12 protein-coding genes and 1 riboswitch are annotated in these 15997 nt (G+C 67.6%); of the genes, 7 read left to right on the top strand and 5 right to left on the bottom strand.

Features of this window, described 5'->3' with window-relative positions:
• Window positions 1–306 precede the first annotated feature (306 nt).
• The gene (locus AIIKEEIJ_RS31185) at window positions 307–3687 is read right to left on the bottom strand and encodes a DEAD/DEAH box helicase (protein WP_161996973.1); all 3381 of its coding nucleotides are present in this window, start codon (window positions 3685–3687) and stop codon (window positions 307–309) included.
• A gap of 488 nt (window positions 3688–4175) precedes the next feature.
• A riboswitch (SAM riboswitch) is annotated at window positions 4176–4296 on the top strand.
• A gap of 31 nt (window positions 4297–4327) precedes the next feature.
• Between AIIKEEIJ_RS31185 and AIIKEEIJ_RS31175 the strand changes: the two genes are divergently transcribed.
• Together AIIKEEIJ_RS31175 and AIIKEEIJ_RS31170 are read left to right on the top strand one after the other, a co-directional pair.
• Entirely contained in the window at window positions 4328–4786 is a 459-nt protein-coding gene (locus AIIKEEIJ_RS31175) for a mandelate racemase/muconate lactonizing protein (protein ID WP_072812475.1), read from the top strand.
• Window positions 4787–5126: 340 nt separating this feature from the next.
• The gene (locus AIIKEEIJ_RS31170) at window positions 5127–6860 is read left to right on the top strand and encodes a hypothetical protein (RefSeq protein WP_202917698.1); all 1734 of its coding nucleotides are present in this window, start codon (window positions 5127–5129) and stop codon (window positions 6858–6860) included.
• A 218-nt stretch (window positions 6861–7078) separates the two neighbouring features.
• Here the strand turns inward: AIIKEEIJ_RS31170 and AIIKEEIJ_RS31165 are convergent, their stop codons facing one another.
• Window positions 7079–7825 carry a CBS domain-containing protein gene (locus AIIKEEIJ_RS31165; RefSeq protein ID WP_161996975.1) on the bottom strand — a complete coding sequence of 249 codons (747 nt, stop codon included), beginning with the start codon at window positions 7823–7825 and terminating at the stop codon, window positions 7079–7081.
• A 216-nt stretch (window positions 7826–8041) separates the two neighbouring features.
• A complete protein-coding gene (locus tag AIIKEEIJ_RS31160; RefSeq protein WP_161996976.1) occupies window positions 8042–9055 on the bottom strand; it encodes an HNH endonuclease in 1014 nt (337 codons plus the stop codon).
• A gap of 31 nt (window positions 9056–9086) precedes the next feature.
• On the opposite strand from AIIKEEIJ_RS31160, the gene AIIKEEIJ_RS31155 reads away from it, so the two are divergent.
• The 3 genes from AIIKEEIJ_RS31155 (at window position 9087) to AIIKEEIJ_RS33435 (ending at window position 12059) form a co-directional block, all read left to right on the top strand.
• Entirely contained in the window at window positions 9087–9389 is a 303-nt protein-coding gene (locus AIIKEEIJ_RS31155; protein WP_161996977.1) for a nucleoside triphosphate pyrophosphohydrolase, read from the top strand.
• 156 nt (window positions 9390–9545) lie between these two features.
• On the top strand, window positions 9546–11114 hold the full coding sequence (locus tag AIIKEEIJ_RS31150; RefSeq protein ID WP_161996978.1) for a DUF4236 domain-containing protein: 1569 nt from the start codon (window positions 9546–9548) through the stop codon (window positions 11112–11114).
• A 339-nt stretch (window positions 11115–11453) separates the two neighbouring features.
• Window positions 11454–12059 carry a hypothetical protein gene (locus tag AIIKEEIJ_RS33435; protein ID WP_238406604.1) on the top strand — a complete coding sequence of 202 codons (606 nt, stop codon included), beginning with the start codon at window positions 11454–11456 and terminating at the stop codon, window positions 12057–12059.
• Between the two features lie 312 nt (window positions 12060–12371).
• Here the strand turns inward: AIIKEEIJ_RS33435 and AIIKEEIJ_RS31140 are convergent, their stop codons facing one another.
• Window positions 12372–13286, bottom strand: a complete 915-nt coding sequence (locus AIIKEEIJ_RS31140) for a hypothetical protein (RefSeq protein ID WP_161996979.1) — start codon at window positions 13284–13286, stop codon at window positions 12372–12374.
• Between the two features lies 1 nt (window position 13287).
• A complete protein-coding gene (locus AIIKEEIJ_RS33430; protein ID WP_238406605.1) occupies window positions 13288–13995 on the bottom strand; it encodes a hypothetical protein in 708 nt (235 codons plus the stop codon).
• A gap of 483 nt (window positions 13996–14478) precedes the next feature.
• On the opposite strand from AIIKEEIJ_RS33430, the gene AIIKEEIJ_RS31130 reads away from it, so the two are divergent.
• Window positions 14479–14967, top strand: coding sequence for a hypothetical protein (locus tag AIIKEEIJ_RS31130; RefSeq protein ID WP_161996980.1), 489 nt, complete (start codon window positions 14479–14481; stop codon window positions 14965–14967).
• Between the two features lie 124 nt (window positions 14968–15091).
• Window positions 15092–15688, top strand: a complete 597-nt coding sequence (locus tag AIIKEEIJ_RS31125; protein ID WP_161996981.1) for a hypothetical protein — start codon at window positions 15092–15094, stop codon at window positions 15686–15688.
• The last annotated feature ends 309 nt before the right edge of the window (window positions 15689–15997 follow it).

Genomic DNA, 15997 nt, shown 5'->3' with positions numbered 1-15997 from the left:
AGACAACGCACCGAACCGGCCATAGCCGCCCTCATCAGTCACGACGACATGAAATCACCTACAGCGCAAGGTCGCTCGGCGATTGCCCCTTAGCGCCGGATTTCGTCAATCTGCTCCCCGACCCCCACGACAACGACTGGCGCGGCAACAGCGCGCTCTACGAATAGCGCTCCACCCCCCTTGGTGACTTCTGCGCCCTTTGCGACGAGTGACGGCCGGTCGTACCGTGCTGCTTCCGGGCGGTCCCTCACTGCGCCGTGCCGGTGTGCATCGCGTGGCGCGCAGCCGCGGGGTGCTGACTCTCCGCTACGACTGGGTGAATTCCTGCATCCAGTCGCAGAGCGGCGTGACGGTGGCATCCGGGTCGTGTTCTCGCTCCTGCACCGTTCGGATCACCGGCGGGAGCTCCTCGGGGACAACAGGTTCGACCTGAACGAACGGTTCCTTCGTTGGGGCCGCCAGGTGCCACTCACCGGAGATCTTCACCAGCGCCACGACCTTCTCACCCGATATCGCGGCACCGGTGTCGAACTGCAGGGCACCGGCCAGCGCCGCCAAGGTCAGTTCGAACTCGTCGTCGCAGGCGTGACCGGAGCGCAGCACCGCCGCGGCCGGGCGCGGAACGTGACTGTCCTCGGCGGCGAGGAACGCCCGTAGGTTGGCGCGCAGGGTGAGCACCGCACGCTCGGGCTCAGCCTCGTGTTCGGCGAGGGCCAGCGCCACCGGACGCAACTGCGGGTCGGGGGCAAGCAACGGCAGCAGCGACATGCGGCGCTTTTTGCGTTCACTCGACAGCAGGCGCCGCAGCCCCGAGAACTTCTTCTTCACCACCACGGCGACGACGGGCAGGTCGTCGACCAGCCGAGCCGCCTCCACCAGCGGATCGAGTCGTGTACCGACCGCATCGTCGGGTAGCTCGACCACGACATTGCGGTACGCGAAGTCCCCGTCACGGGTGTAGAGGAATGCATCCGCAACCATCGAGCCCGCCTCCCTGCCCGGGGGCAGCGCGAGTTCGATCCGGTCGAGCACCGGGCACACGGTGGACACCGCTCGGCGGGTTCCGGTACTGCTCAGCACCGTCACTCGGGATTGGGCGGTCGCCGTCGTGACGGGCAGGGTGAGCCGGTCCGGCACGGCGAGTTGCAGATCGGCGCGACTACGCGCGACCTGCGCGAATTCCTCGGTCGAGACGTCGACGTCGCGGGGCCGAGCGTTGATCCGGTCGGGGCTCGAGTAGCCGTTCTGTCGGGCTCGACCCCACAGATTTTGCATGCGCATCCGCCGGTTCTCCGGATGCAGCGTGCGTTCGAGCATCCACAGCAGACGACCGGAGCCTCGCTCCGGGCGTGGGGACAGGGTCCACCACGACAGGCGGCGGGCCAGATCACCGGCCACCGCCGGCGCCCAGGTCGCCGACCCGAGGTAACCGAGGGCGCTGATCCACGCGAGGTACCGGGGCATCTCGTCGATCGCGCGCCGGAAGTCGGCCAGGGACATCCCACGTGGGGGCTTCGCGTGGAGCCTACGGGGATCGCGCAGCGCCAGATGCGCGGCCGCCAGGCAGAATCGAGACCCGAAGTGGCTGCCCAGACGCGAGGTCACCCGCCGCGACCACGACGAGAGCGCCTCCTGGACCACCGCCTCGTAGGTTCTCTGATTCACCGGCCACTCTCGAAGCGAGCGAACGCCGCTCGCCGTCATCTGCAGCACGTACTCCTCGGCCTCGGCCGCGTCGGCGGGGACCGGGACTTCGGCCAACGCAGCCAGGAGCTCGGCGGCGGACTCGACATCGATCATCAGCCGTGAGGTCAACGCACCGATCTCCGTCACCGCCAGGCCGTCCTCGGATTCGGTCACAAAGCCGCGGCGGACCAGGAAGTCGAGGGCCTCGTCGACGTCGTGAACCTCACGGGACTGGGCGTAGGCGAACGTCTCCTGAAACCAGGTCGACGCGTCGGATCGGTGTCGGATCGACCGGAGCAGGATCTCGGCGAGGACGGTATCGGCCAGCCGGTCGACGACCCGGCTGCGTGCTGTGTACCCGTCGGCGAGTTTATGACGCCAGAGGGCTTCCTGGTCGCGTGGTACCAGCATGAACCCGAACCCCTCGGGTTCCTGTCCGGCCCGTCCTGCCCGGCCGAACATCTGCTGAGCCTGACTAACCTCCAGAGCAGAGATTCCCAGCTCGAGATCCCGGATCACCACGAACCGGGCGGGGGTGTTCACTCCGGTCGACAACCCGGACGTGGCGACGAGAACGCGGATGTCTCGCTCCTTGAACGCGGTCAGCGCGCGCCCGGCCCGGGGCGCATCGCGAAAGTGGATTCCCACCCCACGCGCGAAGGCCGCATCGATCAACTGTTCGTCGTCGACCTCGCGGAACTCGACGCCGGCAACAAGCGCCGCGGTGCGTCGCACCGCGTTCTTGCTCCCACAGAAGACCAGGACACCGCCCTCTGCCGTCGCGGCGCTGAGGCCGACGGTCGTCGACTGCCCGGCAGTATCGACCAGCTCGCCGAGCAGATCCCGCAGAGCCCGGTCTTTGGCGGCTTCGTGCAGCTCCCGTCGTTCCTCGGCCGCTGGGGCGTCGTAGGCGACGAACTGGGTGTTCAGGATTGTCGGCCGCCACGCCGACCGGATCAGCTGAGCATGAAACCAGGAGGCGAGCTCGTCGGCATTGGACACGGTCGCCGACAGCGCCACGATCCGGGTGCGGGCTTCGGCGGCACGCAACCGGGCGATGAGCGATTCGAGGGTGGCGCCGCGTTCCGGATCGCCGACGAGATGCACCTCGTCGATGATCAGGCAGCCGACGCTGCCGATGAACTCGCGCAGCGAGGACCGCCGGTAGAGTGCCTCGAACTTCTCCGTCGTCGCCACCCACAGTTGCGCCTTGCGGACCGCCTCACTGGACATGTTGGTCTCGCCGGTCAGTTCGATGGCACGGATCCCGTGCTCGTTCCACCGCTTGGCGGTCTCACCGATCTCGGCGGCCAGAGCGCGTGCCGGCAACAGCCACACCGCCGGCCTGCCCTCTCCGACGATCGACCGCAACGCCGCAACTTCCCCGATCAACGTTTTCCCCGCGCTGGTCGGAGCCACCACCATCACATGCCCCGGACTCGACAGCACCACGGGCACGGCCTTCGACTGCAACGGATTGAGCCGGTCGTAGCGTGTCAGGAACTTCTGGAAATCCGGGGGGATCAGCACCGAACTCGGTGTCCACTCCTCCTCGCCGACGCTGACCGCCTCCCGATTGTCCAGCAGCGTGCGGAAACCCGCTTCGAGGTCGTCGATCTCCTCGGGGGTGTCGAAGACCGAGCCGGAGTTCTGGTTGCGCTCGATCTCGGTACGCGTGAAGTTCATCGAGTGGGTGACCGCGATGTCGTCGGCGATCAGCTCTTTCTCGTGGATGTACCGGACGCTGGTCAGGGAGATGTCGGCGCGGCGCAGCTTTCGCAGCACGGCGTCGTTGGACGCTTCGGGCCGGCAGAGCACCAGGACATCGACACCGCGCTGCTTGGCGGCGATCACCGCATCGAGGAGACGACGAGCCTGAGGGGAGGTGTCCCACCACGGGATCTTGATCCATACCCTGTTCTGGGCCGCGGTGATCAGTTCGAGCACCGTGTCGTAGAGGCTGTTCCCGTCGTCGTAGGTGGTCACACGCAGCCGCCGCACCGCATGCCCTCCTCGACTGCCTGACACCGTTGCCGTGCAGGTCAGACTACTGTGCCCGCCATGCGGCGGTGGTGGCGGCTCCACGCGGTCACGACGTCGGTCCCGTGCACCGGCAGCGGCGACATCCACCGGACGTCCTGAAAATGCTCACCACGCTCGCAGCCCTGCACGGACAGGTCCTCGACGACATTCGCCGCAAGGCCGGCGAGAAGCGGGACCAGCGCGGCGGCTTCGCCGACCGGACTTGATCGACCGAGGGCCCCGGATCCAGGCCGGTTCACCGGCGCCACCGCACCAACACCGGTGTCGTCACGCCGTGCTCCCCTCGCGCAGCTCGAGTTCGCGACGCAGGAACGCGACGTCTTCCTGACCCGGATCGAGCTGGTAGTACGAGAGTGTGATTGCGGCGGTGCCGGCAGGTCAGGACGAGCAGGGCGTCTGCTGACAGGACGCCGTCATGTCGGTCGCTCTTGCTATCGTGGCAGCAGGTTCCAGAGTGGCAGTTGTCGGTACCTGGCCGGCTGCCCGGCAACCCCGTCTCCATCGACTGTGGGTGCCCCAGGGGAAGAACCGGTTCGCGCGGTAACCGCCGGCGGACAAGTCGATGGAGGCCCACGCCTCCGGAAGGTAGAGGGGCGCGATGTCTTCGCACCACGACAGCGACACCTTGCGAAACGCGCAGGCGAAGTGGGAACCGATCCCGCCCGCCCGTCGGCGCGAATGGTGCCGGGTCCTGCTGGAGTTTCCGCCGATCTGGCTGGGCACGATCCCCATGATCGCCACCCAGACGGCGGTGCTCGACGGCGGGTACACGAACATCACCGACTGGGTCGACCTCGCCAAACGCGCCGAAACGGTGGGATTCACGCCGCACACCTGGCTGATCTTCCGGCTCGAACTCGACCGCGGCTATTTGGCCTTGGAGTTTCCGAACCATCCCGAACATCGCCCGAAGCGGCCGGGAAACGGCGGTCACGACACGACGATCGTCGACCCCGAGGACTTCGCGGCCTGGCCGAAACTGTACGAGTCGGGACACCGCGCCAGCGCGGCGACCAGACGGGTGTTGTCCGGCGAGGTTCCGGGCTTGTCCCCCTAGGTCCTCGCAGCATGGGTAGGTGCTTGGCCGCCGATCGGCGAAGCCGTCATCTGCGCTATACGCAGAGTACGTACTGCGTGTCCATTCTCGTCGACTGCCCGGTCACGGCCGATAGCGCTTCGTATTCCGCCTTTGGCGCCGAGGGACAGAGCTAGAGTGAGCCGCCGACCTTCCCGTGGGACAGGAGGACACGCCTGTGGTGCAACGACTTCGGTCCGGTCCCGTGACCATGGCGATGCTGGTTGCGGCGACGCTGGTGGCAAGCGGATGCGCACTGCTCCCCGGTGCCGGTCGTTCCGACGAGGCATCGGGGACGCCGGAGCCGTCTTCCTCGACCTCGGTGGCTCTGTCGGACAGCGAAGCTACCGACGTCCCGGTCACCGACGCCTGGACCGTGGCCGTGCCGCCCGGTGCGGGGCCGGCCGACTCGACCCTTACGGTCACCCCACTCGATGATGCGGACATACCCGGTGTTCTTGCCCGCGCGGAAGTGACCCTGTCCAGCGGTCAACCCCAGAAGCCGCTGACGTTCAGATACCGACTTCCGGAACCGCTCCCGTCCGGCGAACAGCTCTTCCTGATCAGTTACGACGCGCACGCGTCGAACTCGGCCGAACCCGCGGCGACACAGGTGATCGAGCCGCAGATCAGCCCTGATCGCCGCACCGCGACAGCTGAGGTCACCCACCTGAGCATCAAGGAGTGGCTGGTGGCACGCGTCGAAGACGCCAATCACTTCCTCACCTCCGCGGCGGGCCTGCGTGCACGCCCGCCGTCCTGCCCATCCCAACCTCGCCCGAGATGGATGGACGACGTCGTGTACGTAGAGGACAAGAACGCACCCATGCTCGTGTGCACCGGCTCCGACCCCCACGATTCCGACACCGCGGTCGTCAAGATCCGCAACAATCGCGGCGTTGCACTGATCGTCACCGCACCGGTCACCCCGACCTGGGCGTTCGTCGATCTGCATTCCGGCCAGATCAGCGCCCTCACAGCGGAAGTACTGTCCGCCACCACAGACGCGATGGGCGTGCCGGCCGACAGACGCTCCCGCACCTGGGTCCTGCCGCCCGGCGGCGGCGTCGACCTCGGATTCACCGAACAATCCCTGGCGCCACTGAACGGCAGCTCGACGATCACCGCGACCGTGTCGACCTCGTCACTGGCGTACGGCGTCCTATGGAACGCGATCGAGGAAGCCGCCGACGATCCTGCCGTCTTGACGGCCCTGGAACTCGGTGTCATGGGTGTGTGCGTCACCGACGGGCTCACCACCACCGTCAGCGCTGCCGACCTCGGTGCCCTCACCGGCGGAATCGCATCGCTCGTGATGTGCGGCGTCGAGAGAACCCCCGACATCCTCGCCGAGATTCAGGGCCGACTGTCGACTCAGATGTGGGATCAGCTCACCGAGAAGGGCATCACCCGCACGGCCGCCGTCGTCGCGGGCAAACTGATGGCGCTCCTGGGGATTGGCAAAGCCACCGTCGTGGCCGGCGATCTGATCTCGACCCTGGCGCTCTCCAGCGGCGCCTACGAGATCACCCTGTTCACCCAGGTAAAGCCGCCGCCGGCGACCGCGGAATCCATCTGTGGGGGCAGGGTTGAAGACACCCGCAGCGTGCCTCACCCGCACCTGGGCACTGTGCAGGTCTCCACCGTCCTCAATGGCGAACCAGGTCCTGGTGGGGGCGGATGCGTCGCGGCCATCAGCTCGTCCGGACAGATCCTGATCCGGGTCGATCTCGCCGTCTACGGCGACGCACTGGACTTCGCCGAGCCCACCACGGACGCCACCGGCAACGTCTTCCTCACCTACAACCCCGGGCGATACAACGGTGTCCTGACCCTCGTGCCCAACGTCGACGGCTTCGAGACGATCGAATGGGATGACGGATCCGGACCGAACTACACGAGCACCAGCCACGTCTATTACTACGCCGAGCTGGAAGGGCCGGGGGCCGATGGGCAGTACACGATTCGCCAGTTCGACAACGACTGCAACCCAAGCTGCGCTGCGGGCACCATCACCGACCGGATCCTTCGCTGGGACGGGCGCGCATACTCGTGACCAACGCGTTGATGTCAAAGAATGTGGTGTCGCCGAGCTCCGCAGGGGCGTCCCGACGTCAGGGAACGTTGTCAGCGGATTCCCCTCGAAGACACCCGCGGCGCCCCCGATCCCGGTGCGTGACCGTGGGCTTCGTAGTCGAGCGCGGCATACCGGTTACCGGCACCTGCAGGCGACCAGTCCCCCAATCCCCGCCCTGTCCCCCGCGACACCGAGTTCTACAGGCCCACTGCCGGGATCTGAGTGAGCAGATATGCCAGATCGTCGCGCACGACGACACCGAGCGGTTTCTGCGTCGGTAGACCCAGTTCGCTGACGATGACCGCGACCAGTGTGCCGGCTGGGTCCTCCTTGCGGAACCCGTCGATCACCGCGGCGACCGACACGGTGCGTGCGCGGTGGACGACCAATTCGGTCGGCTCGACAAAGTCGAGCACTTCTCGCACCAGAACCTGGTCCACCAGGACCTCGCCGGCGTCGCTGATCTGTGCAGCCAGCCATCGGGCGACGGCGTTGGTGGTCAACAGACTCAGGTATCGGCCGTCCTCGTAGACAGGCAGCTGAGAGTACGAATGCTCGGCCATCTCGTGCAGGGCGTCGCGAAGCGGCTCGTCCGGGGCCGCGGTGCTCACCACCGGTGCTCGCAGGCACCGTCCGATCTGGACGGGGTGGAGCAGCTCGTGGTGGATGCGGCGCAGTCGGTCGACGGTGTCCGGGCGCGGGGTAGCGATGGGAACGTCGCCGCGGTACGGATGGTGGACGATCGCGTTGCGCAGATCCCGGAACGCGGTGAGGGCGGGTTCGTAGCGACGGACAAGTGCGTCCCGAGTGCGGGTTTCGGCGATGATCTCGCCCATGGTGCGAATATGCCCGGGCAGCGAGTACTTGTGTCGTAGATGCTTTTCGATGTCGGCCCACAGGTCGAGAAACTCGCGGGCCGGATCCTGAGAACTCGATGCGTCCATCCTCTCATCGTGATCCGAGGCCGACGCCGCCGTACTGGATTCGGGTGCTCTCGACCGAGACGAGATCCTGCCCGGCACACGGTGCCGGCCGCCGACCCGTCAGGACGTTCGGCGGTCGCGCGGTAAGACGCCCCAGGTCCAGGGGCCGCATCACCCTGCTCGCCTGCCTCGCTTCGGCGTCGGCCGGAGATCACCGAGCCGGCGATGGCGGTGCCGTCACCTCATCAGTCCCTCGGTGACGTGGTTCCATACCGCGCCGACGAAGTCCCGCCGCTGCCGCCGGCGCGCCTCTGCGGTCGGACCGGTGGTTCCCATGGTGATCTCCAACGTGCGCCGCAGCGGATGCGGTGATCCTGCAATCGCGTCGTTGCGGTCCAGCAAGCGCTCCACTTCGTCGGCGGTGGGTAGCCGGTTGCTCTTCGCCAGGTTGCACGGTGCGCACGCCAGGACCAGATTCCAGACGTGGTTGAGGTCGGGCCCACACCAGCTGCCGGTGTTCATCCAGGAGAACGGGAAGACATGGTCGACGTGGATGTCCGCATCGAGCCGGTCGAGCTCCTGATGACAGTAGAAGCAGCGACCGTGCTGGAAGCCGGCGATTGCACCACGCACGGAGGTCAGCGGCACCCGCCGCGCCGGCGACACCACCACCGCTCCCTCGGCATCGATCTCCACGCCCCGGTCGATGAGGGTACGGCCGATCGCCGCATCGAACGACGCTTCGACGATCGACCACCGCGAGTCCAGTTCACGGCCGAGCACATCGTCGGCGGCAGCGACGCGGTGCAACTCCGGCGTCAGCCGCACAACCCCGTTACTCCCCCGGCCCTGCACCCGGTAGAAGGCGTGCGCGACCTCCCCGATCCCCCGCAGATTGTGGAACTTCTGCATCACCATGCCGGGCATCGACCTCACCGCGGCCTCGACCAGTGCCTCCGTGGGCCGTCCCGCAGCCGACGACGCCGACCGCTCCCGCTCCAGGATTGCCAGGAAATCGGTGTCGCGAAGCTCGACGGCGGCCGGAGCCTGCGGAAAGCCGCCCTCCCGCGCGAGCAGCGCCCAGGCGTATCGCTCGGCCAGCTCCCCAAGCGCCACGGCATCGCGCCCCTGTTTCGCCAGCTCGAGCAGCGCCGTCCCGAGGGCGAACTTGTACGTGCGGGAATTGACCCCCATCAGAACGGCCTGACGCCACGATGTGCGCGGTGTCGGCTCGACGCTGTAGAACGACATGCGGCCAGTATCACGCGTGGAAGGGACACCGATGGGAAAGCTGGTTCGCGACCGGATACCGGAGATCATCCGCGCCAGCGGCCGGACTCCCGACACCCGACAGCTCGACGCGCACGACTACGAAGGCGCGCTGCACGACAAACTGGCCGAAGAGGCCCGGGAACTGCGCGAGTCCGGTTCGCCCGAGCACGTGCTGGAAGAGGCCGCCGACGTCCTGGAGGTCCTGACCGCGGTGGCGGCATGCCACGGCTACACCCTCGACGACGTCCGCCGCAAGGCGGAAGAAAAACGCGGCGAGCGCGGCGGATTCACGGACCGGATCTGGCTCGAATAGCCAGCCACGACAGCCACAGAACCCTCCTTTTCCGTCGAGGCGATCCGACCACGTTCATCCGAAGTCCGAGCAGGCGCGGACCGCGGAATCCCCCGACATCATGGGTAATCGATGATCATCGGCATGAGTCTGCGTCGCGGCGGAGGGAGGAACGACATGGGTTTCGGTTTCCGGCTCGCACCCGGGGTGCGGCTGCGGGTGTCCTCGCGGGGGGTGAGCGCCGGACTCGGCCCGCGGATCGCCCGAGTACACGTCGGGACACGCGGTGTCGGTGTCTCCAGCGGCCTCGGACCGATCAGCGGCTACATCTCCTTGACCAGCGGCCGAGGCGGAACCTACTCGACCGGCTCGGGGTGGACGCAGACCACCGAACGACAGGCGCAGCGGGACGAACGACGCCGCATCAAAGAACAAGCCCTCGCGGTCGCCCGCGACGACGTCGAGCGCATCGACAACCTGCACCGGGTGCACTTCCCGCCGGCGGCGCGGTACACCGTGCCCGCTCCCGCCTATCCCTCCGCGCAGGCTCGCCGCCGAGGGGTGCAGCAGCGATACCGGGACCTGATGCAGACCCGTTCCCGGTTCTCGCTGTCCGCCCGGGCGGAGGCGAAACGACTGGCCGCCCAGCAGATCGAGTTCGAAACCGAGCAACAACACCAGTCTCTGCTGCGGTGGCAGGCCCAGGCTCAAGCCTGGTGGGACCAGCAGTGGAGCCGGCTCGTGGCCGGGGAGCGTGACACCGTCCTGGACGTGCTCAACGACGCCCTCGCCGACAACGCACAGCCCTCCGCGGTCGTCGACTACCAACATGGCGAGGCCTCGGTGGTCATCTGGGCGCCACCGTTCGAGCAGACCCCCACCCGGCACCCGGACCTCACCGCCGCCGGCAACCCGACCGTGCGCACCTACACCAAATCCGCGCGCAACGTCCTGTATCGCCGGTGGCTCGCGGGACATGTCGTGGTGACCCTCAAGGAGGTCTTCGCCGTCGCCCCGTCGGTGATGCAGGTCCGCTCCGTCGTTGTTCGCCCCGCACCGACTCACGGCTACGAGTTTCTGCTGGCGGGGGTGCATTCCCGGCAGGTGATCGAGACCGCGAACTACGCCGTGGACGGTGCCGAAGAGATCTGGCAGCGGGGGACGCACCTGCGCGTCGCCACCGGCGGGCGCACCCAGGAACTGCTCCCCCTCGATCTCGACGACGAACCGGACCTGCGAGCCCTGCTCGGACACCTCCAACGCGGAGCCGAGGCAGCACCACCGGCCGTCGACGACCCGCCCGAGGACCCCGAGCCGGCCGTCCAGACCTTCCGGCTGCGCGATCTCATCGGACCGCTGAGCTCGCTCGAAGCCCGCGATCCGGCAGTGGCCTCCGTCCCGGTGGACTATCCCGGCCCGGACCTGTCGGCACTGGCGCGACGGACCGGTGTGCCCATGCTCGCCACCGGTCAGGGCATGGGCGTCAGTCTGGGGATGCTGCAACCGGTGAACGGCCGAGTCCGGGTGAGTGCGTTCACCGTCGATGCCGGAGCACCTCCGGCAGCTGCCGTCGCGCAGGACGCCCAGCACGGTGTCACCTTCGGGTATGTCGCGGACGGTGCCCTGACCCGCTGGCCGCAACTTGCTCGCAGTCCATCCTGCGTGGGCCTGTGGTGGACCACCGACGGCGCCGGCCGTCAACTCGTGCACATACTCTTCCGGCCCGATCACTTCCCGTCCGCCTGATCCGGTGCCCGAGCCCAGTCTCAGGCCGATCCGCGGCGCTTCCTCATGTCGCGAATCGGCGCGGGGCGGGGGCAGTCGTCGGTGGACCAGCGTTCTTGATCGCGGGGACCACTCCAGCCCGCGCTCGTGCTCACGACGCGTGGCAAGTCGGGAAACTCTTTCGGACACCGATTCCGGCTTGCTCCTGTCAATCTTTGTGCCGTGGGACAAGCATCGCGACGACAGACAGTGGAACACTCACGGCGGGGTGCGCGATAAGCAGAACATCCGGATCGGACCACGAAACCGCACTCGCGCGTATTCGTCCACGGGACCGCCGGGCCTGTAGGGAGACTGCCCGTGAACACCAAGAGCGCCCTGATCGCAGTGGCTGCACTCGGTGCCTTCGGCGTGACCGGCTGCAGCACCGACGATGCGGTCGCTCCGCCACCGGCGACCACCACTGTCACCGTAACCACCGAGGCCTCGACAACCCCGCTCACCACGACGTCCACCACCACCGACGCGCTCCCACCGCCGCCGCCCGGTGAGCCGGCACCCGAGCCGGTCACCTTCTCCTGCGGCGATCTTCCGATGTACCAATCGGGCACAGCCATCTATTCGGACGGGAGCATCGGCTACGAGGCCACCTGCGACACCTACGCCGCTCCGGAACCACCGACCTTGTGGTACTGCGACTACCCGGGCGTGGCGGTCTACACCGATGGGTCCTCGTCGTCGACCGACCCGGCATGCACCCAGCCCGCCCCCGGAACCAGCGAAGCGGAGACCGGCGGCGATGCCACGTCGTATCCGTACAACGCCGACGAAGATCGCAACGAAGACGGGGTAGTCCAGGGGTACGAACGCTGCGGTCTCGCGTGCGGGGAAGCCCCCACCAGCGGCGACATCCAAACCCAGTACGGCTGCGAACAGGGGTACATCACCGGACCGCAGTGCAATTGAAAGTGTCGGGAAACATCGGGGCACGGAAATCTCGGCAGGATGCGCAACGCCGAAACGCGAGACTCGCCCGCACGACCCGGATACATACCCGTCCACCCCTCGCTTCGCCAACCCAGTGACGCACATTCGTCCGGCTCCACCGGGGAAGTCCGTCGAAGCTACCTCGCGACCTTCCGGAGGTGCCGTTCCCCGCATCCGGGCTGTGGTTGCGGACATCTCGCCGCACCAGCGGAGGATCCGATCCGGCCATTTCCCTTTCCGGAATCTGGCTCGACCGCCCGCGGCATGCGGCCGCGGAGGCGGAGGCGGAGGTCAGCAGGTACTGCCGACGGTGAGGGCGGCCAGGCGCGGCGCCAGCCAGGAGACTACGCGGTCGAGGACGGCGATGCCGTCCTCGAAGACGCCCGAGGTCGGGACCGCGGCCACGGCGATGGCGACCTGCCCGGCCGCGGTATCGGCGACCCCGAACTGGCGGACCAGGTAGCCGCCGGAGGGGTTCGGCCCCCAGCCGCCCTTGAACCGGGCGCCGGGGAGCGCTCCCAGCCCCCAGGATTGATCCGGCGAGACCTGCCCCATCAGCGTCAGAACCTCGTCGGCGGCGTCGTGGCAGGGTAGCGAGGCCGCGAACTGTGCTTGGGCGGTCAGCGGCCAGATCGTCTGCCCGAAGGCGGTGAATCCGGGGCGGGTGACCTGGGGTTGGACCACGGTGCCGGGGTCGCCGAACTCGGCCAGCACCTGCTGTACCGCGGCCCCGGCCGCCGTTCCGGAACCGAGATCGTCCCACATCGCCTGGGCGGCATCGTTGTCCGAGGCGGTAATCGCGGCGACGGCGTTGCCGGCTTGGGCGGGATCGGCGGTCAGCGCGGCGATGGCCAAGGGCACCTTGATCGTCGACCAGGCGACATCGGTCATCACGGTGCCACCGGTGATTACCTGCCCGCCGCCGACCGGGACGATCGCCAGACCCACCTGAGCGGGCAATTGCCGGGCGAAGGCATCGAACTCCTCCAAACCCCCGCCCACCCCCACCCCCACGCCCGGGCCGGCGGTCGCAGGGGGAACAGCCGGAGCGGGTCCGACGGACTCGGTGATCGTCTCGATGACGATCACATCCGGTTCGTCGTTGCCCGGTGGTGGGCTGCACGCGCCGACGGCGGTCGTGACCACGGCCGCGACGGCGACCGCAAGCAGGTGAGTGCGCGTGTTCGAGCGCCGAAACTCGGCCATGTCAGTACAGATACACCACGGCGTCGTTGCCGCCGGTGCAGGTGACCACCGTGTTGCCCGAACAGGTCATCGTGTAGGTGCGGCCGGTGACCGGGCTGTAGGCGTCGACCGAGACGACACCGCCCCGCACACCCTGGCGTAGGTATTCCGAACGCACCTCCTCGGCGAACTCGCACGAGGTGACACCGCTGCCCACTGCCGAGGTGCCGAAACTCGGGCTCGTGAACACACTCGGACAGGGCGTGGAGTACGCCGGCACGCTCTCCCCGGTTGCCGGTGCCGGGCCCGCGCCGCCCTGCGCCGGGGCCGGGCCGCCGGGTGCGGGCACGACCACGGTCGACGTCGAGGTTGAGGGCCCGGACGCCCTGCTGTCGTTGACGATCTGCGGCCATAACCACAGGTAGCCGACCAGACCGAGCACGATGACGGCGAGCACCGCGACGACGATCCACACGGCCGCGTTGGAGTTCTTGGGCGGCGGTGCCGGATAGCTGGGCGGCGGCCCGTAGGCCGGTTGTTGCCCATAGCCGGGCGGCGGGATCTGCCCAGGCTGATGGGGCTGCGGGATCGGCTGGGGCTGTTGCGGCGGCATGTATGCGTCGCGGGCATCGTCGATGCGCGGGTACTGCGCGGTCGGCTGATCCTCGGGCGGAGGCCATCGGTAGTTGTGCTCGCCTGGCTCGGGCCCCCACTGCGGTGGCTGAGTCATATTTTCTGATGGCCCCTTCTTCTACCTCGACCCGCGCCGGCAGGTCGACTCACCGGACGCCCTGCCGGTCCGGCCCTCGAGCACGCGCTCCCCGGAGAAAATACGTGCGTTCCCCGTTGTCAGCGCTCCCCGGGTCCCATTCGTTACCGACCGTCTTCGATGCGAGCGTGCTCGTCTGTCACGCGTCACCGCCCGAAGCCCGGATGAAGTGGTGCCTGCAACACTGGGCGGACTGACCTCGTGCGTCCTCGAAGCGGTGTGAACCATCGGCCTACGCCACCACCCGTGCGTCGTTCCGGTCGTCAACAAGGTGGCTGACGTGGGCGGCGTCGAGAATCGCGATCCCGCTGACCCGTGTTCCGGAACCGAGTCACCATCGCCGATCCTGACCGGTCGAAGGCGTCTGCCGGAGTGCCTATCCGGCATAGGGCTCGATTCCTATTAAGGTCGACTAATCACTCATTCAGGACAGGACACTCGACGTTGATTTCCAGAAGTACCGCTCTCGCTGCGGCAGCCGTGGCCCTTGCCGCTCCCTCCGTGATGCTCGCCCCGACCGCCGCAGCGTCACCGGCCCCGGTGATTCAGCCCTTCGGCACCGTGATCCGGGGCAGTGGGGGCGGCACCATCGCTCTCACCGAGTACGCGACGGCCCCGAACCTCACTATCCTGGGTATCACGTTCACTCCGGGCGACAATCCGCTCGAGGGGTACTCCATCTCGACGCCGACCCTGACCTACGGTGAGCGCGGTTACCGCGCCGATGTCGACTACTCGGAGTCGGATGCGTTCTTCTCCGGGGTCGTGGCACCCCACACCTCGGTCACCCTCGACTACGCGTACGAGGTGGACAAGTCGCAGCTCAATCCAGCCACCCTGACCGTGCACATCGGACTCGAGGACTTCACGTGGACCGGTGATCTGGCCGGCAAGCTCCTGCCCCCGCCGCCGCCGCGGTTCGGAAGCAGCTGATCGATTCGTCGGACGCCCCGACCTTGCGGACCGGGGCGTCCGACATCACCAGTCGCTTCCCCGTCCGGGCCTACCGAGGTGGGAAAGCCGGCGGTGCCGACCACGGTGAGGTGCTGGCCTTCGCGTGTGTATCCCGCAGGCAGTCCTCGGTAATGAAATCGGAAGCCGCGGCGGTATTGCGGGGGTGAAAACACTGCGTTTGCTGCCGATCCTAGCGATCGCGCTCATCGTGTCCGGTTGCGGAAATGGCGATTCCAGCCCTCCTGCGGCTACCACATCTGCCTCGACCTCGGCGCCGGTCGCGACGACGAACGCAGCGGTCCTTTCGACGACCGCGTCGTCCGTCCCCGATTCGACCTCTGCGGAGATCACCTCCACCGATACCGAGACTGCGGTCGACGAACCGGTGATGGTCGAGGAGCCCTACATCGTCGACTGCCAGCTGGGGTTGGGGCCGATCGTCACATACTGGTCCGACGGCACGGTGACCGGGTATTCGGACTACTGCCAGTCGATCCATGACCAGGTCCTCGCAGACGAAGTGGCCGCCAACACTCCGGTGTGCGACGGCACCACCTGCCGATACCCCTCCGGAGCAACCCGACCGGACACGAATTCCTCGCCCAGGTCTCCCTCGCCCTGGGTACAAGGCCAACTCGACTGGCAGGCATGCAGAGAAGCGGGAAACTCCGACGAATACTGCCGTCTGACCCTCAACTGACCGGTGAGCTCCAGCGGGAGGCGACAATCAGGTCCCCAGATTCTGTCGCTGTGTCGGTCCTGGGAGGCCAGGGGCCATCACGGGAAGCGCCACGAGGAACGACGCAGAAAATCACGAAGAGGACCGGGCGATGTGGCCCTGGACCAAGTCGCCCCGACTCGCACCCACCGAGACACAGTGCGGTGTCGGCGGTTCGATGATGCACCAGATGCCAGTAGCGATGCTGCACACTTTGATCGAGGCTACGACCGCGCACAGCCTCATCTGGTAGGTGGCCGCCTTGTCGCCGGGCCGATCACCGGTGCCTCG

Source organism: Rhodococcus sp. YH1 (assembly GCF_009939605.1).
GTDB lineage: Bacteria > Actinomycetota > Actinomycetes > Mycobacteriales > Mycobacteriaceae > Rhodococcus > Rhodococcus aetherivorans.
This window is presented reverse-complemented; position numbering and strand designations above follow the sequence as displayed.

Coding starts and splice junctions, on each gene's coding strand:
- AIIKEEIJ_RS31175 (WP_072812475.1), top strand. CDS start 4,328: ATGTCTTCGCACCACGACAGCGACACCTTGCGAAACGCGCAGGCGAAG.
- AIIKEEIJ_RS31160 (WP_161996976.1), bottom strand. CDS start 9,055: ATGTCGTTCTACAGCGTCGAGCCGACACCGCGCACATCGTGGCGTCAG.
- AIIKEEIJ_RS31150 (WP_161996978.1), top strand. CDS start 9,546: ATGGGTTTCGGTTTCCGGCTCGCACCCGGGGTGCGGCTGCGGGTGTCC.
- AIIKEEIJ_RS31165 (WP_161996975.1), bottom strand. CDS start 7,825: ATGGACGCATCGAGTTCTCAGGATCCGGCCCGCGAGTTTCTCGACCTG.
- AIIKEEIJ_RS33430 (WP_238406605.1), bottom strand. CDS start 13,995: ATGACTCAGCCACCGCAGTGGGGGCCCGAGCCAGGCGAGCACAACTAC.
- AIIKEEIJ_RS31140 (WP_161996979.1), bottom strand. CDS start 13,286: ATGGCCGAGTTTCGGCGCTCGAACACGCGCACTCACCTGCTTGCGGTC.
- AIIKEEIJ_RS31155 (WP_161996977.1), top strand. CDS start 9,087: ATGGGAAAGCTGGTTCGCGACCGGATACCGGAGATCATCCGCGCCAGC.